The organism is Streptomyces sp. NPDC037290 (assembly GCF_055603245.1).
The window spans coordinates 16,875-38,605 of record NZ_JBVJVZ010000006.1 but is presented as its reverse complement, the minus strand read 5'-3'; the positions used below and the strand labels follow the sequence as shown (position 1 = coordinate 38,605).

General features: G+C 70.2%; 19 protein-coding genes. 9 read left to right on the top strand and 10 right to left on the bottom strand.

What is annotated here, in order from left to right; genetic code table 11:
• Window positions 1-60: 60 nt before the first annotated feature.
• The 4 genes from ACZ7HQ_RS21965 (at window position 61) to ACZ7HQ_RS21950 (ending at window position 3,979) form a co-directional block, all read left to right on the top strand.
• Window positions 61-1,299 (top strand): MFS transporter, encoded by a 1,239-nt coding sequence (locus ACZ7HQ_RS21965; RefSeq protein WP_470992395.1) that lies wholly within the window; start codon window positions 61-63, stop codon window positions 1,297-1,299.
• Between the two features lie 11 nt (window positions 1,300-1,310).
• Window positions 1,311-1,820, top strand: coding sequence for a MarR family winged helix-turn-helix transcriptional regulator (locus tag ACZ7HQ_RS21960; protein ID WP_069778655.1), 510 nt, complete (start codon window positions 1,311-1,313; stop codon window positions 1,818-1,820).
• Between the two features lie 43 nt (window positions 1,821-1,863).
• Entirely contained in the window at window positions 1,864-2,202 is a 339-nt protein-coding gene (locus tag ACZ7HQ_RS21955) for a DUF3817 domain-containing protein (protein WP_470992392.1), read from the top strand.
• A gap of 76 nt (window positions 2,203-2,278) precedes the next feature.
• Window positions 2,279-3,979 carry an acyl-CoA mutase large subunit family protein gene (locus ACZ7HQ_RS21950; protein ID WP_470992390.1) on the top strand — a complete coding sequence of 567 codons (1,701 nt, stop codon included), beginning with the start codon at window positions 2,279-2,281 and terminating at the stop codon, window positions 3,977-3,979.
• 4 nt (window positions 3,980-3,983) lie between these two features.
• Here ACZ7HQ_RS21950 and ACZ7HQ_RS21945 read toward each other — a convergent pair whose 3' ends face one another.
• Entirely contained in the window at window positions 3,984-4,625 is a 642-nt protein-coding gene (locus ACZ7HQ_RS21945) for a TetR/AcrR family transcriptional regulator (protein WP_470992387.1), read from the bottom strand.
• 212 nt (window positions 4,626-4,837) lie between these two features.
• Between ACZ7HQ_RS21945 and ACZ7HQ_RS21940 the strand changes: the two genes are divergently transcribed.
• From ACZ7HQ_RS21940 to ACZ7HQ_RS21925, 4 genes are all read left to right on the top strand, one after another.
• A complete protein-coding gene (locus ACZ7HQ_RS21940; RefSeq protein WP_470992384.1) occupies window positions 4,838-5,806 on the top strand; it encodes a tetratricopeptide repeat protein in 969 nt (322 codons plus the stop codon).
• Window positions 5,807-6,431: 625 nt separating this feature from the next.
• On the top strand, window positions 6,432-7,070 hold the full coding sequence (locus ACZ7HQ_RS21935; RefSeq protein ID WP_470992381.1) for a DUF6230 family protein: 639 nt from the start codon (window positions 6,432-6,434) through the stop codon (window positions 7,068-7,070).
• Between the two features lie 117 nt (window positions 7,071-7,187).
• Window positions 7,188-7,775, top strand: coding sequence for a DUF6114 domain-containing protein (locus ACZ7HQ_RS21930; RefSeq protein WP_470992379.1), 588 nt, complete (start codon window positions 7,188-7,190; stop codon window positions 7,773-7,775).
• Entirely contained in the window at window positions 7,765-9,138 is a 1,374-nt protein-coding gene (locus ACZ7HQ_RS21925; protein WP_470992377.1) for a hypothetical protein, read from the top strand. The genes ACZ7HQ_RS21930 and ACZ7HQ_RS21925 overlap by 11 nt, the downstream gene beginning before the upstream one ends.
• Window positions 9,139-9,235: 97 nt before the next feature.
• Here the strand turns inward: ACZ7HQ_RS21925 and pyk are convergent, their stop codons facing one another.
• The 3 genes from pyk to pta form a co-directional block, all read right to left on the bottom strand.
• Complete coding sequence (gene pyk / locus ACZ7HQ_RS21920) at window positions 9,236-10,663, bottom strand: pyruvate kinase (RefSeq protein ID WP_470992374.1); 1,428 nt, start codon at window positions 10,661-10,663, stop codon at window positions 9,236-9,238.
• Between the two features lie 84 nt (window positions 10,664-10,747).
• Window positions 10,748-11,959, bottom strand: a complete 1,212-nt coding sequence (locus ACZ7HQ_RS21915) for an acetate kinase (protein WP_470992371.1) — start codon at window positions 11,957-11,959, stop codon at window positions 10,748-10,750.
• Window positions 11,956-14,046, bottom strand: coding sequence for a phosphate acetyltransferase (gene pta, locus ACZ7HQ_RS21910; RefSeq protein WP_470992368.1), 2,091 nt, complete (start codon window positions 14,044-14,046; stop codon window positions 11,956-11,958). The genes ACZ7HQ_RS21915 and pta overlap by 4 nt, the downstream gene beginning before the upstream one ends.
• Before the next feature lie 195 nt (window positions 14,047-14,241).
• Here pta and ACZ7HQ_RS21905 point away from each other — a divergent pair, with 195 nt between their 5' ends.
• Window positions 14,242-15,267, top strand: a complete 1,026-nt coding sequence (locus tag ACZ7HQ_RS21905; RefSeq protein WP_470992365.1) for an ATP-dependent 6-phosphofructokinase — start codon at window positions 14,242-14,244, stop codon at window positions 15,265-15,267.
• Window positions 15,268-15,279: 12 nt separating this feature from the next.
• Here ACZ7HQ_RS21905 and ACZ7HQ_RS21900 read toward each other — a convergent pair whose 3' ends face one another.
• The 6 genes from ACZ7HQ_RS21900 to ACZ7HQ_RS21875 form a co-directional block, all read right to left on the bottom strand.
• Window positions 15,280-15,987, bottom strand: coding sequence for an XRE family transcriptional regulator (locus tag ACZ7HQ_RS21900; protein ID WP_470992362.1), 708 nt, complete (start codon window positions 15,985-15,987; stop codon window positions 15,280-15,282).
• A gap of 140 nt (window positions 15,988-16,127) precedes the next feature.
• Window positions 16,128-16,955: a carbohydrate ABC transporter permease gene (locus ACZ7HQ_RS21895; protein ID WP_470992359.1), complete on the bottom strand. Its 828-nt coding sequence runs from the start codon at window positions 16,953-16,955 to the stop codon at window positions 16,128-16,130.
• A 7-nt stretch (window positions 16,956-16,962) separates the two neighbouring features.
• Window positions 16,963-17,826, bottom strand: a complete 864-nt coding sequence (locus ACZ7HQ_RS21890) for a carbohydrate ABC transporter permease (protein WP_470992356.1) — start codon at window positions 17,824-17,826, stop codon at window positions 16,963-16,965.
• Complete coding sequence (locus ACZ7HQ_RS21885; RefSeq protein ID WP_470992353.1) at window positions 17,823-19,196, bottom strand: extracellular solute-binding protein; 1,374 nt, start codon at window positions 19,194-19,196, stop codon at window positions 17,823-17,825. Before ACZ7HQ_RS21885 ends, ACZ7HQ_RS21890 begins: the two co-directional genes overlap by 4 nt.
• A gap of 101 nt (window positions 19,197-19,297) precedes the next feature.
• The gene (locus ACZ7HQ_RS21880; protein WP_470992349.1) at window positions 19,298-19,990 is read right to left on the bottom strand and encodes a response regulator; all 693 of its coding nucleotides are present in this window, start codon (window positions 19,988-19,990) and stop codon (window positions 19,298-19,300) included.
• Window positions 19,987-21,618 carry an ATP-binding protein gene (locus tag ACZ7HQ_RS21875; protein WP_470992347.1) on the bottom strand — a complete coding sequence of 544 codons (1,632 nt, stop codon included), beginning with the start codon at window positions 21,616-21,618 and terminating at the stop codon, window positions 19,987-19,989. Before ACZ7HQ_RS21875 ends, ACZ7HQ_RS21880 begins: the two co-directional genes overlap by 4 nt.
• Window positions 21,619-21,731 lie beyond the last annotated feature (113 nt).

Sequence of the window (21,731 nt, the reverse complement as noted above, 5' to 3'; positions counted from 1 at the left end):
GAGATTCGGCTGGAGCCGAAACTCTACGGCTCCCCGCCCGGTCCCGGGCACGCTGCCGCCATGCCCGCACCTTCGCAGGCCGCCCCGGCGCCCGCCGGCTACGGCTGCTGCTTCGCCGTGCCCGAGTTCCGGGCCGTCTTCGCCGCCCATGTGCTGTCCATGCTCGGCGTGATCGTCAGCGAGATCGCGCTGTCCGTGCTCGTCTACGACCTGACCCGCTCGCCCCTGCTCAGCGCGCTCACCTTCGCCCTGGGCTTCCTGCCGTACGCCGTCGGCGGCACGGTGCTCGCGCCCGTCGCCGACCGCTTCCCGGCCCGGCGCGTACTGGTCGCGTGCGACCTGGTGTGCGCCGCCTGCGTGGCCGTGATGACCGCCCCCGGCGCCGGCACCGGCCTGCTCCTCGCCCTGCGCTGCGCCCTGGCCGTCGTCTCGCCGGTGTTCTCCGGCACCCGTATGGCCACACTCGCCGACGTCCTCGGCGACGGCCAGCTGTTCGTGCTCGGCCGCTCCCTGCTGCGGATCGTCGCCCAGAGCACCCTGCTCGTCGGCTACGGCCTCGGCGGTCTGCTGCTCACCGCCGTCACCCCCCGCCATGCCCTGCTGATCACCGTCGCCACCTTCCTCGCCTCCGCCACCCTGCTGCGCTACGGCACCCGGCGCCGGCCCGCCCGCACGCCGCCCAGCACGGACACCCCGCCGGGACCGCGCCGGCTGTTCGCCGACCGCCGGGTGCGCGTCCTGCTGCTCCTGTTCTGGATGCCGGCGGCGTTCTCGGTCGTACCGGAGGCGCTGGCGGCGCCGTACGCCGACGAGCTGGGCAGCGGCTCCGCCGGTCTCGGACTGCTGATGTGCGCCCTGCCCGTCGGCACGGTCGCCGGCGAGCTGTTCGCCGGCGCCCGCCTCGCACCGCGGGCCCGCGAGCGCATCGCGCTCCCGCTGGTCTGCCTGACCCTGCTGCCCTACCTCGGCTACGCCCTGCACCCCGGGCTCACCGCGTCGCTGCTGCTCCTGCTGCTGTCCGGGGCGGGGTCGGCGTACACCCTGGGCCTGGACCAGTGGTTCGTCGCCGCGGTGCCGCAGGAGCTGCGCGGGCGGGCCATGACCGTTTTGAGCGCCGGGCTGATGACCGTCCAGGGCGTCGGCATGGCGCTGGCCGGGGTGGCGGCGCAGGTGGCCGGGGTGCGCACGGCGGTGGCGGGGGCCGGTGCGGCGGGTGTGCTGTGCTGCTGCGGGCTGGCCCTCATGGCCCGGGCGACCGAAAGCCGAGACGGGGCTGCCCGGGATATGACCGGCCGGTAGGGTCTGATGACGTGCCGAAGCCACTCAGCCTCCCCTTCGACCCCATCGCCCGCGCCGACGAGCTCTGGAAGCAGCGCTGGGGAAACGTGCCGTCCATGGCCGCGATCACCTCGATCATGCGGGCCCAGCAGATCCTGCTCGCCGAGGTGGACGCGGTGGTCAAGCCGTACGGACTGACGTTCGCGCGCTACGAGGCCCTGGTGCTGCTCACCTTCTCCAAGGCGGGCGAGCTGCCCATGTCCAAGATCGGCGAGCGGCTCATGGTGCATCCGACCTCGGTGACGAACACCGTCGACCGGCTGGTGAGGTCCGGGCTGGTGGCCAAGCGGCCCAATCCCAACGACGGCCGTGGCACCCTCGCCGTCATCACCGACAAGGGGCGCGAGGTGGTCGACGCGGCCACCCGTGACCTGATGGCCATGGACTTCGGGCTCGGCGTGTACGACGCGGAGGAGTGCGCGGAGATCTTCGCGATGCTGCGCCCGCTGCGCATCGCGGCACACGACTTCGACGAGGAGTGACCCCGGCCAAGATCTCCCGGAACGGGTGGTTACGCTCGACGGCATGAAAAAGAGCGTGCTGACCCGCTACCGCGTCATGGCCTACACCACCGGTGTGCTGCTGGTGCTGCTGTGCCTGAGCATGATCGCGAAGTACGGGCTCCACATCGACGGCGCCGCGGACTTCACCCGGGTCGTCGCCATCGCCCACGGCTGGCTGTACGTGATCTACCTGGTCTTCGCCTTCGACCTGGGCTCCAAGGCGAAGTGGCCCGTCGGCAAGCAGCTGTGGGTGCTGCTCGCGGGGACCATCCCCACCGCCGCCTTCTTCGTCGAGCGGAGGATCAGCCGCGAGCTGGAGACCGGGGCCGCCGACCAGGCCCCGGCCGTCGCCAAGGTCTGAGGCTCCACCGTCGTGCGAGCGCCGTACGGCGGTCAGCCATCGACATTTACTAGGACGTCCAAGTAAATTCGAGGGTATGGACGCTCACGCCATCGAGGAGGGCCGCCGCCGCTGGCAGGCCCGCTACGACGCCGCGCGCAAGCGCGACGCTGACTTCACCACGCTCTCCGGCGATCCCGTGGAGCCGGTGTACGGGCCCCGACCGGGCGACACGTACGAGGGATTCGAGCGGATCGGCTGGCCGGGGGAGTACCCCTTCACCCGCGGCCTCCATCCGACCGGCTACCGCGGGCGTACCTGGACCATCCGGCAGTTCGCCGGCTTCGGAAACGCCGAGCAGACCAACGAGCGGTACAAGATGATCCTCGCCGCCGGTGGTGGGGGCCTGTCCGTCGCCTTCGACATGCCCACACTCATGGGCCGCGACTCCGACGACCCGCGCTCGCTCGGCGAGGTCGGACACTGCGGCGTCGCCATCGACTCGGCCGCCGACATGGAGGTCCTCTTCAAGGACATCCCCCTGGGCGACGTGACGACGTCCATGACCATCAGCGGTCCGGCCGTGCCCGTCTTCTGCATGTACCTGGTGGCCGCCGAGCGGCAGGGCGTGGATCCGGGGGTGCTCAACGGAACCCTCCAGACCGACATCTTCAAGGAGTACATCGCGCAGAAGGAGTGGCTCTTCCAGCCCGAGCCGCACCTGCGCCTCATCGGCGACCTGATGGAGCACTGCGCGGCCGGCATCCCCGCCTACAAGCCGCTGTCCGTGTCCGGCTACCACATCCGCGAGGCGGGCGCGACGGCCGCACAGGAGCTGGCCTACACGCTGGCCGACGGCTTCGGGTACGTCGAGCTGGGGCTCAGCCGTGGACTGGACGTCGACGTCTTCGCCCCGGGGCTGTCCTTCTTCTTCGACGCGCACGTCGACTTCTTCGAGGAGATCGCCAAGTTCCGGGCCGCGCGCCGGATCTGGGCGCGCTGGATGCGGGACGTCTACGGCGCGAAGTCCGACAAGGCGCAGTGGCTCCGCTTCCACACCCAGACCGCCGGGGTCTCGCTGACCGCGCAGCAGCCCTACAACAACGTGGTCCGGACGGCCGTGGAGGCGCTGGCCGCCGTGCTCGGCGGGACCAACTCGCTGCACACCAACGCGCTCGACGAGACGCTCGCCCTGCCCTCCGAGCAGGCGGCGGAGATCGCGCTGCGCACGCAGCAGGTGCTGATGGAGGAGACCGGGGTCGCCAACGTGGCCGACCCGCTGGGCGGCTCCTGGTACATCGAGCAGCTGACGGACCGGATCGAGGCCGACGCGGAGAAGATCTTCGAGCAGATCAAGGAGCGGGGACTTCGGGCGCACCCGGACGGGCGGCACCCGATCGGACCGGTCACCTCCGGGATCCTGCGCGGCATCGAGGACGGCTGGTTCACCGGCGAGATCGCCGAGTCCGCCTTCCGCTACCAGCAGGCGCTGGAGAAGGGGGACAAGCGGGTCGTCGGCGTCAACGTCCACACCGGCTCCGTCACCGGGGACCTGGAGATCCTGCGGGTCAGCCACGAGGTGGAGCGGGAGCAGGTGCGGGTGCTCGCCGAGCGGAAGGCGGCGCGGGACGAGGGCGCGGTGCGCTCCGCGCTGGAGGCCATGCTGGGCGCCGCGCGGTCCGGGGCCAACATGATCGAGCCGATGCTGGACGCCGTACGGGCCGAGGCCACGCTGGGTGAGATCTGCGGGGTGCTGCGGGACGAGTGGGGGGTGTACACCGAGCCCGCCGGTTTCTAGACGCCTATGCCCGCCTCTCACCCGGCTCGGCCGGCTGAGAGGCGAGGCCCTGCAGCAGCACCCTGGTGAAGTCCCGCACCCACTCCTCGTCCGCCGGCTTGCCGCTCACCAGGGTGCGGTGGACCACCGCACCCGCGACCATGTCGAAGATCAGGTCCACCGTGCGGGCGGACTCCTCCGGGTCGGGTTCCGGGGGGAGTTCGCCGCGCTGCTGGGCCCGTGCGCGGCCCTCCAGGACCAGCCGCATCTGCCGCTCCACGATGGAGGCACGGATGCGTTCGCGCAGTGCGTCGTCCCGGGTGGACTCCGCGACCACCGCCATCAGGCCACTCTTCGCCTCCGGACGGGCCAGGATCGCCACGAACTGCAGGACCACGCCCTCGATGTCGGCGGCCAGGCTGCCCCGGTCGGGGAGTTCCAGCTCGTCGAACAGTTCCGCGACCGCGTCGCACACCAGCTCCGGCTTGCCGGCCCAGCGGCGGTACAGCGTCGTCTTCGCAACGCCGGCGCGCGTCGCCACGTCTCCCAGGGTGAGCTTGGACCAGCCCAGATCCACCAGCGCCTGCCGGGTCGCCGCCAGGATCGCGGTGTCCGCGGCGGCGCTGCGCGGACGGCCGGTACGGCTGGCGGGGGTGCGGCTCTGCATCCCTTGACCATAACCGGCGGGATCTGTGCGGTCGTGAGGGAGATCACCGGGGGGTGGTGTCGCGCGGGGCCCGCATGGCATTACGCTACGACTCGTAGCGAAAGCTCGTGAGGGACGTACACGAGCGGCGACCACACGGCGTGGGGTGGGGACCCGGCGCCGGCACGCACGACTTTTTTTCTTCAGGCGCGAGATCGGGGGAGGATAGACGCATGCAGCCACGGAACATGTCCATGAGCGGCGTCGTCGACCTCGCCGCGGTGAAGGCGGCCCAGGAGGCCAAGGCCAAGGCCGAGCAGACGCGCGCGGAGGCCGCCCGGCAGGGCGGCACGGGGGCCGTCTCCCCGGCCGATCTCGTCATCGACGTCGATGAGGCGGGCTTCGAGAGGGATGTCCTCCAGCGGTCCGCCGAGGTGCCCGTCGTCATCGACTTCTGGGCCGAGTGGTGTCAGCCCTGCAAGCAGCTGAGCCCGGTCCTGGAGCGGCTGGCCCTCGAGTACGACGGGCGGATCCTCCTCGCCAAGATCGACGTCGATGCCAACCAGATGCTGATGCAGCAGTTCGGGGTGCAGGGCATCCCGGCCGTGTTCGCCGTCGTGGCGGGGCAGGCGCTGCCGCTCTTCCAGGGGGCCGCGGACGAGCAGCAGATCCGGCAGACCCTGGACCAGCTGGTGCAGGTCGCCGAGCAGCGGTTCGGCCTCACCGGCCTCAGTGTCGACCCGGACGCGCGGCCGGGCGGCGCCGCGCCCGTCGAGCACGCGGGGCCCTACGACGCGGCGTTGAACGTCGCCGCCGACGCACTGGACGCCGGTGACCTGGCCGGTGCCGTCCAGGCCTACAAGAACGTGCTGGCCGACGACCCGGCCCACCCCGAGGCCAAACTGGGGCTCGCCCAGGCCGAGTTGCTGCAGCGGGTGCAGGGCTTCGACCCGCAGCGGGTGCGCCAGGAGGCCGCCCAGAAGCCGAAGGACGTCGACGCGCAGATCGCCGCCGCGGACCTGGATCTGGTGGGCGGCCACGTGGAGGACGCCTTCGGGCGGCTGATCGAGACCGTGCAGCGCACCGTCGGTGACGACCGGGACGCGGTGCGGCGCCGGCTGCTGGAGCTGTTCGAGGTCGTGGGACCCGAGGATCCGCGGGTGGTCGGCGCGCGAAGGGCGCTCGCCCGGGCCTTGTTCTGACCAGTCACTAAACGCCACGGCTTGTGATGCCGGGGTGAAAGATTTGCCGACGAGACGTCAGGGCGACTCCGCTTTGCCAAATCTTGGCAATCGGGCGGTCTGTTACTCGGAGTAAGTCGAGGCCGTTGATCTGTCTGGTTTCGTCCAGGGATCAACGGCTTTGCTCTGCCCCTGGTTGCCACCGAGCGTCGCATTCCGAGACCGGTCGGTCGTGCTCCGGTTATCCGGCCGTTACTAGCCAGTAACGAACCCCCTTGTGTCCGGCGCGAGAATGCACCACGATCGGCGACGCTCGGTCCATTCCCGCACCCCGGCATCCGGTCGGGTCACGGGAGACTCTGGGTCCCCACCGAGCAGAGCCGGCGGCAGTGGCGTCGGCTCTGGGACAGGGGGGTCTTCGCCTCTGCGGCGAAGCCTGTCCAGCAAGGTTGTGCGTGATGCGTGTCAGGCGCGACCAGTGGTTGTCGCTCGGGGGTGATCGCCGGTGATTCGGGCGCGTTTCGCGCCTCCGAGTACGGGCGCTCTCCTTCCCGAGGACGTAGCACTTCTCCCATCCCTGCCCGGCTGAGCCGCCGACCCTGGGGCGAGTCCGGGCCAGGAGATGTACGTCCGAGAAGGAGGAAATATGGAGTCCCAGGTGCGTGGCGGGACCAGATGGAAGCGGTTCGCTGTGGTCTTGGTGCCCAGCGTCGCCGCGACGGCCGCGATAGGTGTCGCCCTCGCGCAGGGCGCTCTCGCCGCCTCGTTCAGCGTGTCCGGCCAGTCGTTCAAGGTGTCGGCCGACTCGCTCGAGGGCAAGGGCTTCGAGCAGTACGGCGCCCTTGACAACGGCTACGAGCTCAACGGCAAGAAGACGCTGCACCCGGTTGCCGTCTCGGCGTTCAGCCACGCCGAGATCACCAACCTGTGCCAGTCCGTGGTCACGCCGGATGTGCCGATCTTCGGCAAGGTCAGCCTGATCCTGCGGGCCGGCGGTCCCGGTCACGACAAGGTCGAGGCCGACCGGATCTACATCGACGTCGCCGACCTCAACGCCGACGCGACCTTCAACAACATCGACATCGGTGTGGCCGCGAAGGACGCCAGCAAGGGTCCGGGCATGAAGGGCGGGGGCGAGCAGGCCAACCCGTACGGCTTCGCGCAGCAGGCCGACTCGGCAACGCTGACCGGCGTGAAGCAGACGGCGTGGGCGACCACCGCCGGAACCTTCAAGCTCAGCGGTCTGCACATGTCGCTGTCGACTGATGGCGCGGAGTGCTACTAAGCGCTCACTGACGGGCGGGGGAGCCGATGGCGACCCCGCCCGTCCCCTCTCCGGCCGTGTCTTCACGAGCGGCACACATCACCACCACAGCAACGCCGCACCAGGGAGCTGTTTTCCATGAGCGCCGAGACCCCTGCCGCCGCATCCGGCCAGTTCACCCGCCGGAGGCTGCAGTTCCGCGCCTGGCGGGGCACCCGTCCGTTCTGGGCCGGTCTGTACGTCCTGCTCAGCGGTCTTCCGATCATCTACTTCCCGTACTTCCATCTGCAGGTCGGCCATCTGACGCTGGCGATGGCCACCACGGCGGGAGCGGGATCCCTGATCATCGGCGTGCTGCTGATCGTCCTGGGCATCAGCCTCTGGTTCCAGAAGCACGTACGGACCTTCGCAGGCGTCGCCGCGATCCTGCTGGCGCTGGTGTCCCTCCCCGTGTCCAACTTCGGCGGCTTCATCATGGGCTTCCTGCTCGCCCTGATCGGCGGAGCGATGGCTGTGGCCTGGGCGCCGGGCGCGCCCCCGCAGCAGCAGCCGCCGGCCGAGGCGGCTCCGGACGAGGGGGGTGCCCCGCAGACCGTGCCGCTGCCCGAGCAGCGCGCGGACGGGCTGGGCGATGTCCCCTACCAGGGCTTCGCCGCGGCCGGGGAGAACGACCTGTCAGGAACGAGCCCGGCCAACGGGGCGAACGGGAGGCACAGTGCCGGCTGACGAGGTGACCCGCGGGACCGATGTGGACGGGTCCCGCGCGAGAACCGGGCCCCGCCACGCGGCACCCAGGAAGCCGCTGTTCACCAGGTTCCACATGCCGGCCGGCAAGGCGATCGCCTCCGTGGCGATGCCGACGGCGGTGCTGATGGGCATGGGCTTCACGTCCACGCTCGCCCTGGCCGCCGGCGGTGGCACCAGCCCGTCCCCGTCGACCACCTCCAAGAACCTGACGGCCGACGAGTACAAGAACTGCGTCAAGGCGCTGGGCGACTCCAAGGACGCCTCGGCGTCGCCCTCGCCCTCCGCCTCCGAGAGCACGTCCGGGGACAAGGCCACGCCGTCGCCCTCGGCGAGTTCCGACGCCAAGGACACCAAGTCCGGAGACTCGGGCACGTCCTCTTCGCCGGATTCAGGTTCCGGCGACAAGGCCACGCCCAAGCCGACCGCGACCTCCGGCTCTGCCGGTTCCGGCTCGGACCCGGGCTCGTCGTCCTCCAGCGGGGACACGCCCACGCCGACCCCGTCGGCCTCCAAGAGCAGCGGCGGCCTGCTGGACACCATCGGCGACACGCTCGGCGGCATCCTCGGCGGCGGCAAGGACTCCGGCAGTCCGTCCGCGAGCCCGACGCCCTCCGCGACCCCGTCGGCGAGCTCGTCCTCGGACCCGGCCAAGGCGGATGCGTCCACGTCGGACTCGTCGTCCGGTTCCAAGGTCACCGACACCGTGGGCGACACCGTCTCCAAGGCCACCAAGACGGTCGGGGACACGGTGAAGAAGACCACCGACACGGTCTCCAAGACGGTGGACGACACCGCCAGGACGGCCAAGGACGCGGCCGGGTCGGCCACGCCGAGCCCGTCGGCGAGCGACTCCGCCTCGGCGGAGAACTGCCCGGTGGCCACGGACGACGTCAGCGGCGTCGACAACAAGGTGCCGGTGGCGGACGACCCCTGGTACCTGAACGCCAGCTCGCTGCTGCTCAAGGGCGCCGACTACCAGGGCATCGTCGAGGTGAAGACGGCGTCCGGCACCACCAAGAAGGTGCTGAAGTACGTCATCTCCGACGGCACGGACATCGGGGACCTGCACCAGACGGTGAAGGACAAGCTGTCGGGCAAGACCTACCACGTGCAGGCGGCCAGCGGCTCGAAGTCCACCATCCGGGGCGGCTCCACCACGATGTACACCGAGAGCATCTCGGGCAACCTGTTCGGGCTGATCCCGATGACGTTCACGCCCGACAGCCCGCCCCCGCTGAACCTGCCGCTGATCTACTTCACCAACGTCAAGGTGGTCCAGGCGGCCCAGTTCGGCGGCAACCTGCACGTGCCCGGCATGCACGTGTACACGACCGACAACTGACCGGTCCCACAAGCCCGTTCGGGAGCCGCACACAGCTGAGGGCCCCCCTGCTTCCAGGGGGCGCCCTCAGCGCCGTACAGGGCCCTTGCGGGGCCTGTCAGTTGCCCTGCGTGCCCAGGTGGTGGACACGCAGCATGTTGGTGGTGCCGGGGACCCCGGGGGGCGAGCCGGCGGTGATGATGACCGTGTCGCCCGCGTCGAAGCGGCCCAGCCTGGCGATCTCCTGGTCCACCAGGTCGACCATCTCGTCGGTGGTGTTCACGAACGGCACGATGTGCGACTCCACGCCCCAGCTGAGGGTGAGCTGGTTGCGGGTGGACTCGTCCGTGGTGAAGGCGATGATCGGCTGGCTCGCGCGGTAACGGGAGAGCCGGCGCGCGGTGTCACCCGACTGGGTGAAGGCGATCAGGCCCCGGCCGCCGAGGAAGTCGGCGATCTCGCAGGCCGCGCGGGCCACCGAACCGCCCTGGGTGCGCGGCTTCTTGCCCGGCACCAGCGGCTGCAGGCCCTTGGAGAGCAGCTCCTGCTCCGCAGCCGTGACGATCTTCGACATGGTCTTGACCGTCTCGACCGGATAGGCGCCCACGCTGGACTCGGCGGACAGCATGACCGCGTCCGCGCCGTCCAGGATCGCGTTGGCCACGTCGGAGGCCTCGGCGCGGGTCGGACGCGAGTTGGTGATCATCGACTCCATCATCTGGGTCGCCACGATCACCGGCTTGGCGTTGCGCCGGCACAGCTCGATCAGGCGCTTCTGCACCATGGGGACCTTCTCGAGCGGGTACTCGACGGCGAGGTCACCGCGGGCCACCATCACGGCGTCGAAGGCCGCGACGACGTCCTCCATGTTCTCCACCGCCTGCGGCTTCTCCACCTTGGCGATGACCGGGACCCGGCGGCCCTCCTCGTCCATGACGCGGTGCACGTCGTGGATGTCCTTGGCGTCCCGGACGAAGGACAGCGCGACCATGTCGCAGCCCATGCGGAGGGCGAAGCGGAGGTCCTCGACGTCCTTCTCGCTCAGCGCGGGCACGTTGACGGCCGCGCCGGGCAGGTTGATGCCCTTGTGGTCGGAGATGACACCGCCCTCGATGACGATCGTCCTGACCCGCGGGCCCTCGACGTCCAGGACCTTCAGCTCGACGTTGCCGTCGTTGATCAGGACCTGGTCGCCGCGCGAGACGTCGCCCGGCAGCCCCTTGTACGTCGTACCGCAGATGTGCTTGTCGCCGGGCACGTCCTCGGTCGTGATGACGAACTCGTCACCGCGCTCGAGCTCGACCGGACCCTCGGCGAAGGTCTCCAGGCGGATCTTCGGGCCCTGCAGGTCGGCGAGGACGCCGATGGGCCGGCCGGTCTCCTTGGACGCGGCCCGGACGCGGTCGTACCGCGCCTGGTGCTCGGCGTGGGAGCCGTGGCTGAAGTTGAACCGGGCCACATTCATGCCCGCGTCGATCATGGCGACGAGCATCTCGTGGGAGTCGACCGCGGGGCCGAGAGTACAGACGATTTTCGAACGGCGCATGGGGCGATCCTATCGGTTTGTTTCGCTACGGAATATTCCGTCTGGCGGAAGATACAAATGAGTGCCGCACCGCTCAGGTGCTATTCAGTTGTTCTTTCCGACCAGTGCGTAGGTCTGCGTCGCGATCTCCAGTTCTTCATCCGTCGGCACCACGGCGACCGCGACGCGCGCACCCTTTGGCGAGATGAGCCTCGCCCGGTCCGCTCGCACGGCGTTCAGCTCCGGGTCGACCGCCAGGCCCAGCCCCTCCAGGCCCGCGATCGCCGCCTCCCGCACGGGCACCGCGTTCTCGCCGACCCCGGCCGTGAACGCGACCGCGTCCACCGTGCCGAGAACGGCGTAATAAGCGCCGATGTACTTCTTGAGCCGGTGAATGTAAATGTCGAACGCGAGAGCGGCCTCTTCGTCGCCCTCGTCGATCCGGCGGCGGATCTCCCGCATGTCGTTGTCCCCGCACAGACCGAACAGACCGCTCCTCTTGTTGAGAAGAGTGTCGATCTCGTCCATGGACATTCCGCCAACACGCGTCAAATGGAAGATGACGGCCGGATCCAGGTCACCGGAGCGCGTACCCATCACGAGTCCCTCCAAAGGCGTCAGACCCATGGAGGTGTCGACGCACCGGCCCTTCTCGACGGCGGACGCCGACGCCCCGTTGCCCAGGTGCAGCACGATCACGTTGACCTCGGACGGCGCCCTGCCCAGCAGCCGCGCCGTCTCCCGCGCGACGTAGGCGTGCGAGGTGCCGTGGAAGCCGTAGCGGCGGATGCGGTGGCGGTCGGCGATCTTCGGGTCGATCGCGTAGCGCGCGGCCGCCTCCGGCATCGTCGTGTGGAACGCGGTGTCGAAGACGGCGACCTGGGGCAGGTCGGGGCGCAGTGCCCGGGCGGTGCGGATGCCGGTGAGGTTGGCCGGGTTGTGCAGCGGGGCGACCGGGATCAGCCGCTCGATCTCGGCGAGCACCTCGTCGTCGATGACGGTCGGCTCGGTGAAGAACATGCCGCCGTGCACCACCCGGTGCCCGATCGCGGCCAGTTCCGGCGAGTCGAGGCCCAGGCCGTCCCGGCTCAGCTCCTCGGCGACGGCCTTGAGGGCGGCGTCGTGGTCGGCGATGGGCCCGGTGTGCTCACGGGTGTCGCCGGAGGCGAGGCAGGTGTGCCTGAGCCGGGAGGTCTGCTCGCCGATGCGCTCGACCAGGCCCACCGCCAGCCGGCTGCTGTCCCGCATGTCCAGCAGCTGGTACTTCACCGACGACGAACCGGAGTTGAGGACGAGGACGCGGGTGGGGGAGGTCACTGCTGGTATGCCTTCTCGCTGGGGTTCTGGGCCTGGATCGCCGTGATGGCGACGGTGTTGACGATGTCCTGGACGAGCGCGCCTCGGGACAGGTCGTTGACCGGCTTGCGCAGGCCCTGCAGGACCGGCCCGACGGCGATCGCGCCGGCCGAACGCTGCACGGCCTTGTAGGTGTTGTTGCCGGTGTTGAGGTCGGGGAAGATCAGCACGCTGGCCTGCCCGGCGACCTCGGAGCCGGGCAGCTTGGTCGCGGCGACGGACGGCTCCACGGCCGCGTCGTACTGGATCGGTCCCTCGATCTTCAGGTCCGGCCGGCGCGAGCGGGCCAGCTCGGTCGCCTCGCGCACCTTGTCGACGTCGGCGCCCGAGCCGGACGTACCGGTGGAGTACGACAGCATCGCGATCCTGGGCTCCACGCCGAACTGCGCGGCCGTACCGGCCGACTGGACGGCGATGTCCGCGAGCTGTTCGGCGTCCGGGTCCGGGTTGACCGCGCAGTCGCCGTAGACCAGCACCTTGTCGGCCAGGCACATGAAGAAGACGGACGAGACGATCGACGACTCGGGCCTGGTCTTGATGATCTCGAAGGCGGGCCGGATGGTCGCCGCCGTGGAGTGCACGGACCCGGAGACCATGCCGTCGGCCAGACCCTCCTGCACCATCAGGGTGCCGAAGTAGTTGACGTCCGAGACGACGTCGTAGGCCAGCTCGACCGTGACGCCCTTGTGGGCGCGCAGGGCCGCGTACTGCTCGGCGAACGTGTCGCGCAGTTCGGAGGTGGCCGGGTCGATCAGCTGGGTGTCGCCGAGGTCGATGCCGAGGTCGGCGGCCTTCTTGCGGATCTGCTCGACCGGGCCGAGCAGGGTCAGGTCGCACACCCCCCGGCGCAGCAGCACCTCGGCCGCGTGCAGCACCCGCTCCTCGGTGCCCTCGGGCAGGACGACCCTGCGCCTGTCGGAGCGGGCCTGCTCCAGCAGTTTGTGCTCGAACATCATCGGGGTGACCCGGTCGCTGCTCGGCGCCGAGACCCGGCGGGCCAGGCCGGCGGTGTCGGCGTACCGCTCGAACAGGCCGAGCGCGGTCTCCGCCTTGCGCGGGGTGGCCGCGGTCATCTTCCCCTCCAGCGAGAACAGCTGCTCGGCGGTGGGGAAGCTGTTGCCGCTCACGGACAGCACCGGGGTGCCCGGGGCGAGCCGGGCGGCGAGGGTCAGGATCTCCTCGCGCGGCACCTCGTTGAGGGTGAGCAGGACGCCGGCTATCGGCGGGGTGCCGGCGCTGTGCGCGGCCAGCGAGCCGACGACCAGGTCGGCCCGGTCGCCCGGGGTGACGACCAGGCAGCCCGGGGTCAGGGCGCCGAGGAGGTTGGGCAGCATGGCGCCGCCGAAGACGAAGTCCAGCGCGTCCCGGGCGAGCCCGGAGTCGTCGCCGAGCAGCACCTTCGCGTCGAGGGCCTGGGCGATCTGGGAGACGGTCGGCGCGGACAGCGCCGGCTCGTCGGGGACGACGTAGCAGGGGACCGGCAGCCGGGTGGCGAGCCGCTCGGCGATCTCGTCGCGGTCCTCGCGGGCCACCCGGTTGGCGACCATGGCGAGCACGTCGCAGCCGAGGCCGTCGTACGCCCGGTAGGCGTTGCGCGTCTCGGCCAGCACCGACTCGGTGGTCTGCTTGCGGCCGCCGACCACCGGGATCACCGAGGCGCCGAACTCGTTGGCGAGCCGGGCGTTCAGCGACAGCTCGTCCGGGAGCTGGGTGCCGGCGAAGTCGGTGCCGAGGACGAGGACGACGTCGTAGTCACGGGCGACCAGGTGGAAGCGGTCGACCAGCGCCGAGACCAGTTCGTCGGTGCCCTGCTCGGCCTGGAGCGCGGACGCCTCGTGGTAGTCCATGCCGTAGACGGTCGCCGGGTCCTGCGAGAGGCGGTACCGCGACCGCAGCAGCTCGAACAGCCGGTCCGGGCCGTCGTGCACCAGCGGACGGAAGACGCCCACCCGGTCGACCTGCCGGGTCAGGAGCTCCATGACCCCCAGCTCCACGACCTGGCGGCCGTCGCCGCGGTCGATCCCGGTGACGTACACGCTGCGCGTCACGTGTCCACTCCGTTCCTCATCGTCGTCGGCACAAAAGTCGGCGGCATAAAAATCGCCCACCAAGGTGAGCAGAACCCTCTTGACAATACCCCTGGTGCCGGATAAGGCGCCCGTCAAGTGGCTCACCGCCCCGGTGGACGTGGAACAATCGAGAGTGGCTCACCGGCACCGACAGCGAGCAGGAGACACAGCACGATGCGCATCGGAGTTCTCACCGCAGGCGGCGACTGCCCCGGCCTGAACGCCGTGATCCGGTCGGTCGTGCACCGGGCGGTGGCGCAGTACGGCGACGAGGTCATCGGCTTCGAGGACGGCTACCGGGGTCTGCTCGACCGCCACTACCGTGCCCTCGACCTGGACGGCGTCAGCGGCATCCTGGCCCGCGGCGGCACGATCCTCGGTTCCTCCCGGCTGGAGCGCGACCGGCTGCGCGAGGCCTGCGAGGGAGCCGCCGACATGGTCGAGGAGTTCGGCATCGACGCGCTGATCCCGATCGGCGGCGAGGGCACCCTGACCGCGGCCCGCATGCTCTCCGACGCCGGCCTGCCGGTCGTGGGAGTGCCCAAGACGATCGACAACGACATCTCCTCCACCGACCGCACGTTCGGCTTCGACACCGCCGTGGGCGTGGCGACCGAGGCGATGGACCGGCTGAAGACCACGGCCGAGTCCCACCAGCGGGTGATGGTCGTCGAGGTCATGGGCCGGCACGCCGGCTGGATCGCCCTGGAGTCCGGCATGGCCGCCGGCGCCCACGGCATCTGCCTGCCCGAGCGCCCCTTCGACCCGGCCGACCTGGTCAAGATGGTCGAGGAGCGCTTCTCACGCGGCAAGAAGTTCGCCGTCGTCTGCGTCGCGGAGGGCGCCCACCCCATCGACGGCACCATGGACTACGGCAAGGGCGAGATCGACCAGTACGGCCACGAGCGCTTCCAGGGCATCGGCACCGCGCTGGCGTACGAGCTGGAGCGGCGCCTCGGCAAGGAGGCCAAGCCGGTCATCCTCGGCCACGTCCAGCGCGGCGGCGTCCCCACCGCCTACGACCGTGTCCTCGCCACCCGCTTCGGCTGGCACGCCGTCGAGGCCGCGCACCGCGGCCAGTTCGGCAGGATGACCGCCCTGCGCGGCACCGACATCGTGATGGTGCCGCTCGCCGAGGCGGTCACCGAGCTGAAGACGGTGCCGAAGGACCGGATGGACGAGGCCGAGTCGGTCTTCTAGAGGGCCCTGCTTCTAGAGGGTCCTGTCCTCCACGGCCGTCCAGAAGTTGTCGACGATCCGGTCGAGGAACTCCCGTCCGGAGTCACTGGCACTCCTGCTGCCGCCACCCCAGCTGAGGGTGGCGGCCATGTGCCCCTGGTAGTCCTGGTAGAGCTCCTGCAGGACCTCCTCCACGACCCCCCTGTCCAGGGGCGCCAGTTTCATCACCGGCCGCACGTAGGCCTGCCAGCGGGTGGTGACCGCGCTGTGCAGCAGGTCGGCGAGCTTGGCCTCGCGGCCCGTGACGGCCACGAAGTCCGGCAGGGCCAGATCGAGCACCTTGGCCAGCGCGGCGGACTGGCGTTCGTTGCCCCGCCACTGCCCGCTCTCCTCCATCCGCAGATAGCCGCGCAGGTCCAGGTCGACGGCGTGGGCGACGTCCTCGGGGGCGACGGCCCGGGCGATCCGGTGCTCCCGCAGGGTCCGCGGCCGCCCGATGAGCTCGCCCGGCGAACACCACAACACGCCTGCCAGCGCGGTGAGTTCGGAGCTGTGGGGCGTGGCGGCCCCGCGTTCCCAGGCGATCACGAGATCAGGGGTCGCATAGGGCAGTCCGTACGAGACTCGCATCCCGTACGCGACGTGTTCGGGGCCCATGCCGAGCGCCGCGCGGAGCCTGCGGGCGGCAGGCGCGTTGAACGGCAGGGCCGGTTGCTTCGATTGAGGTGAGGGTTGGCGCACCCCGCACAAAGTAGAGGCGCGCCCGGCCGCTGACTACGGTCGGTTCCGCCAGGATCACGGATCGTAGAAACGTACGGGGTGATCGCGGAGAGTGATCTGGCACTCGGTGTCACGCGGCTGTGACCTGGTGTTACCTCACGTTACCCCTTCACGGCGCCGCCCAGCGCGAAGCCCCCTCCCAGTCGGCGGGCCACCAGAACATACAAAAGGATCACCGGTGTCGAATAGATGACGGAGAACGCGGCGAGCTGTCCGTACGCCACCATGCCGCGGTTGCCGAAGAAGTCGTTGATGCTGACCGAGGCCGGCATCTGGTCCGGAGTGAGCAGCAGCATGAACGGGACGAAGAAGTTCCCCCACATCATCACGAACGAGAACACCGTGACGACGGCGAGCCCCGGCCCCATCAGCGGCAGCACGATCCGCACCAGCGACTGCAGCGCGTTCGCCCCGTCCGTCCAGGCCGCCTCCTCCAGTTCCTTCGGCACCCCGTCCATGAAGTTCTTCATCAGCCAGACGGCGAAGGGGAGCTGGGAGGCGGCGAAGAAGAGGACCGTGCCCTGCAGGGTGTCGATCAGGTTCACCCGCACGAACAGCGCGTACACCGGCACCATGATCGCGGTGATGGGCAGGCTCGTCGCGAACAGGATGGTCAGCAGGAACGGGCGGTTCAGGCGCGAGCGGAACCGGGAGAGCGGATACGCGGCGAGCGCGGCACACACGACGGTCAGCGCCGTCGCGCCGCCGCACAGGACCAGGCTGTTGAGCAGCGGGGTGTAGGTGACGTCCGGGGTCAGGATCGCGTCGAAGTTGCCGAAGGTGAACCCGTCCGGGGTTTTCACCCTGAGGTCCGCGTGCGGATCCACGGAGGACAGCACCACCCAGGCCAGGGGCAGCGCGAAGGCGACGGCCACGAGCAGCAGACAGACATCGGCGGCGAGCCGTCGGGAGGCACGCGTGCGGGACATGCCGGTGTCACACCTCCGTCCGCAGCAGCCGCAGGTACACGACTGAGAACAGCGACCCGACGAGCAGCAGGAGCAGGGCGACCGCGGTGCCGTACCCGATCATGCTGTTCTGGAAGGCCTGCTCGTACATGAACAGCGGCAGCGTCTGGCTCCGGTTTCCCGGTCCGCCCCGGGTCATCACCCAGATCAGCCCGAAGACGGAGAGCGTCTGCAGGGTGTTGAGCATGAGATTGGTGCCGATGGACCGCCGGATCATCGGCAGGGTGATGTGCCACATCCGCCGCCATCCGCCGGCCCCGTCCACCTCGGCGGCCTCCGTGATCTCGGCGGGTATCTCGTCCAGCGCGGCGGAGTAGACGAGCATCGAGAACGCCGTGCCGCGCCAGACGTTGGCGAAGGACACCGCGAGGACGGGCAGCGTGAACAGCCAGTTCTGGCGCGGCAGGTGCAGCCAGTCCAGGATGGCGTTCAAGGTGCCCTCCCGGCGGAAGAAGGCGTACAGCAGGAACCCGGCGACCACCTCCGGCAGCACCCAGGCCGTGACGAGGACCCCGCCGGTGAGCGTGCGCACCGGCTTCGACGCCCGTTTCATGAGCGCGGCCAGGGCGAGGCCCAGGGTGTTCTGCCCGACGAGCGAGGACAGCACGGTGAACACCAGGGTCAGCCAGACGGCGTTCAGGAACGCGTCGTCCCGGAAGGCGCGCCGGAAGTTGGCGAACCCGACGAACGACGCGTGCGCCTGACCGGTCAACTGCAGGTCGGTGAAGGCGATGTAGACGCAGTAGCCGATCGGCCCCGCCAGGAAGAGCAGCAACAGGGCGACGGCGGGGGTGAGGGGGAGGGCCCTGGCGAGCCGGCGCCGACTGCTCACTTGCGGACCACTTGGCCGCCGGTGACGTCCCTGAGGGTGTCGTCGTACCCGCTCGCGGCCTTCTCCACGGACTGGTCGCCGGTCGTCACGCCCTCCATGGCCTCCTGGATGGCGGTCGACACCTTCGGGTACGCCGGGTACGCGGGCCGGTAGTGCGTGACCGACACCAGGTCGGTGAAGAACCGGATGCCCGGCTGGGCGGTGGCGTACGCGGGATCCGCGGCCACGTCCCCGCGCACCGAGATGCCCGAGTTGGCGATGTACCACTTCTTGGCGTTCGCCTCGGTCTGCATCGTCCTGATGAAGTCGAAGGCGAGACCGGGGTTGGCGGCCTTGGCCGGGACGGCCCAGGTCCACCCGCCGGACATGCTGACCTTGCCGGGCGCCTGGCCGTGCTGGGTCGGCATGTACGCGAGCCCCAGTTGCCTGGACCAGTTGGGCCACTCGTGCCCGCTGCCCGGCAGCCATTCCTGCGGCAGCCAGGAGCCGTCGAGGTCGATGCCGAGCTTGCCCTGCGGGAGGAGCTCGCCGTTGACGGTGGTGGCGAAGTTGGGGTCGAGGGCGTCGGAGACGTCGGGGCCGAGCTTCTCCCGGTAGACGGTCTCGACGAACGACAGCGCGTCCCTGAAGCCCTGACCTGCGGTGATCCATTTCTTCGCCGTGCTGTCGTAGAGCGGATCGGAGGTGCCGTCGCCCGTGCCGTACAGGAGCATCTCGAAGCCCTGCATGGTGGACCGCTCACCCGCCGGCTTGCCCGTGTACACGTTGAGCGGGGTGACGCCGGGGACCTTCCGCTTGATGGTCCGGGCGGCGGCGAGGACGTCGTCCCAGCTCCTCGGCTGCCAGTTCGCCGGCAGCCCGGCCTTCTTGAACACGCGCTTGTCGAACCACAGCCCCCGGGTGTCCGTCCCGTCCGGAACGCCGTACGTCTTCCCGTCCTGGCCCTTCGCGGCCGCCTTCGCGGTGCCGATGAACCGGCCCCAGTCCGGCCACTTGGCGAGGTAGGGGTCGAGGGGTTTGAGATAGCCGCTGGTGATGTCGGAGTTGATGAGGAAGGTGTCCTCGTAGACCAGGTCCGGCGCGGTCCGCGGGGAGCGCAGCATCTGCTGCACCTTGGTGTAGTACTCCGAGTCCGGGGCCTTGATCGGCACGAACTCGACCTTCTTGCCGGGGTACTTCTTCTCGAACTCCTTCTTGATGCCGGCGAGATAGGTGTCCATCACCTTGACGGAGTTGTCCGTCGACTGCTTGTAGGACACCTTCAGGGTGTCGGGGCTGCTGCCGGATCCCGAGCCGCACGCGGTGAGGGCGGTGGCGGCGAGAGCGGCGGTGAGGAGGGCGGAGAGAGCGGCGGTGGGGCGCACGGGCATGACCTCCTGCGGGCGCACTGCTGAGTGGCCAGGTGGTTGCCGTGTGAAGGTAAGAGGAGTGGTCTAGTCAGGTCAATGAGTGTGCAGCGGGCAGCCGCCCCTCACCGCCCCTGCGGCACCCACCGGTAGACCAGCTCCGGTCGTCCCACCTGCCCGTACTGCGGGCTCCGCGCGGCGCGGCCCGCCTCGACCAGGTGTTCCAGATAGCGGCGTGCGGTGATGCGGGAGATGCCGACCGCCTCCGCGACCCCGGCCGCGGTCAGGCCCTCGGGGGCGTCCCGCAGCACCCCCGTGACCCGCTCCAGCGTCGGCCCGCTCAACCCCTTCGGGAGTGCGGCGGGCGTCGGTGCGCGGAGCACCGCCAGGGCGCGGTCCACCTCGTCCTGGCCGCTCGCCTCGCCCACCGCTCCGTGGAACTCGGCGTATCGGACCAGGCGGTCCCGGAGCGTGGCGAAGGTGAAGGGCTTCAGGACGTACTGGACGACACCGAGGGAGACACCCTCGCGGACCACCGCGAGGTCCCGCGCCGAGGTCACCGCTATGACGTCGGCGTGGTGTCCGGCCGCGCGCAGGGAGCGGGCGAACTGCAGGCCGTGCACGTCCGGCAGGTGCAGGTCCAGCAGGAGGAGGTCCACGGCCGTACGGTCCAGGACGCGGCGGGCCTCCGCGCCCGTGTGGGCCTTGCCGACCGCGACGAACCCGGGCACCCGGCCGACGTACATCACATGGGCGTCGGCGGCGACCGGGTCGTCCTCGACCACGAGGACACGGATCGGATGCTGTTCCCGCGTCATCTGCCGTCCCCCATCGCCGACCGCAGCGGCAACCGCACCTCGAACACCGCTCCGCCCTCGCCGTCCTCGTCGGACTCCGCCACCGTCAACGTGCCCTCGTGGCGGGTCACCGCCTGCCGGACCAGGGCCAGCCCGAGGCCCCGTCCGCCCGGCCCGGCCGGCTTCGTCGAGAACCCCCGCTGGAATACCAGGTCCGCATGGGCCGGGTCGACACCGGGGCCCGTGTCGGCGACCCGCAGGACCACCTCGCGGTCCGTGGCGTACGCCGTCACCGTCACCCGTGCCCCGACGCTGCCCTGCGCCGCGTCCACCGCGTTGTCGATCAGGTTGCCGAGGATGGTCACCAGGTCCCGGGTGGGCAGGCCGCCGGGCAGCAGGCCGTCGTCCAGGCGGCTGTCCCGCGACACCACCAGCTCCACGCCCCGCTCGTTGGCCTGGGCCGTCTTGCCCAGCAGCAGCGCGGCCAGCACCGGTTCCCGCACCGCCGCCACCACCTGGTCGGTCAGGGCCTGGGCCAGCTCCAGTTCCGCCGTGGCGAACTCCACCGCCTCCTCGGCCCGGCCCAGCTCGATCAGCGACACCACCGTGTGCAGCCGGTTGGCGGCCTCGTGCGCCTGCGAGCGCAGGGCCTGGGTGAAGCCGCGCTCGGAGTCCAACTCGCCCATGAGAGACTGGAGTTCGGTCACATCGCGCAAGGTCGCGACCGTTCCCCGGCGTTCTCCGCCCGACACCGGGGAGGTGTTCACCACCAGGACCCGGGATGCGGTCAGGTGCACCTCGTCCACCCGGGGCTCGGAGGACAGCAGCGCGCCGGTCAGCGGGGCCGGCAGGCCCAGGTCGGCCACCGAGCGGCCGATCAGTTCCGTGTCCGGGGCGCCCAGGCCCAGCAGCTCCCGCCCGCCGTCGTTGATCAGCGCCACCCTGTACTGCCCGTCCAGCATCAGCAGGCCCTCGCGGACCGCGTGCAGCGCCGCCTGGTGGTAGTCGTGCATCCGGCTCAGCTCGGTGGCGTTCATGCCGTGGGTGTGGCGGCGCAGCCGGGCGTTGACGACGTAGGTGCCGACCGCGCCCAGCAGCAGGGTGCCGCCGGCGACCCCGAGCAGGGCCGTGACCTGGTCCTGGACCCGGGCGCTGATCTCCTCCACCTTGATGCCGGCGCTGACCAGGCCGATGACGCGGCCGTTCTCCTCGACGGGGGTCACCGCGCGGACGGAGGGGCCGAGGGTGCCGGTGTAGGTCTCGGTGAAGGTGCGACCGTGCAGGGCGGGGCCGATACGGCCGAGGAAGCGTTTGCCGATCTGTTTCCGGTCCGGGTGGGTCCAGCGGATCCCCTCCGGATTCATGATCGTGACGAAGTCGACGTCCGCGTCCCGCATCACCTGCAGTGCGTACGGTTCCAGCGCGGCCGTGGGGTCGGTGGTGCGGATCGCCGAGCGGACCGAAGGGGCGTCCGCGATGGAGCGGGCCACCGCCGTGACCTGGCGGACCGCCGCGTCCTCGGCCTGCCTCTGGTCGTTGACGTAGGTGAACAGCGCGTAACCGGCCACGACCAGCGCTATCAGCACGGCCTGCATTGCGAACAGCTGGCCCGCCAGGCTGCGAGGTCGGGGGAGCGACGGAAAGCGCATGTCAGCAGTGTGCCTCCCCGGTCAATCGTGAACTAAATGAACGGAAGGGTGACCGCCCTCACACGGCGGGAGATAGTCACGGCATTCCCCAAACAACGCCCGGACGTGAGCCG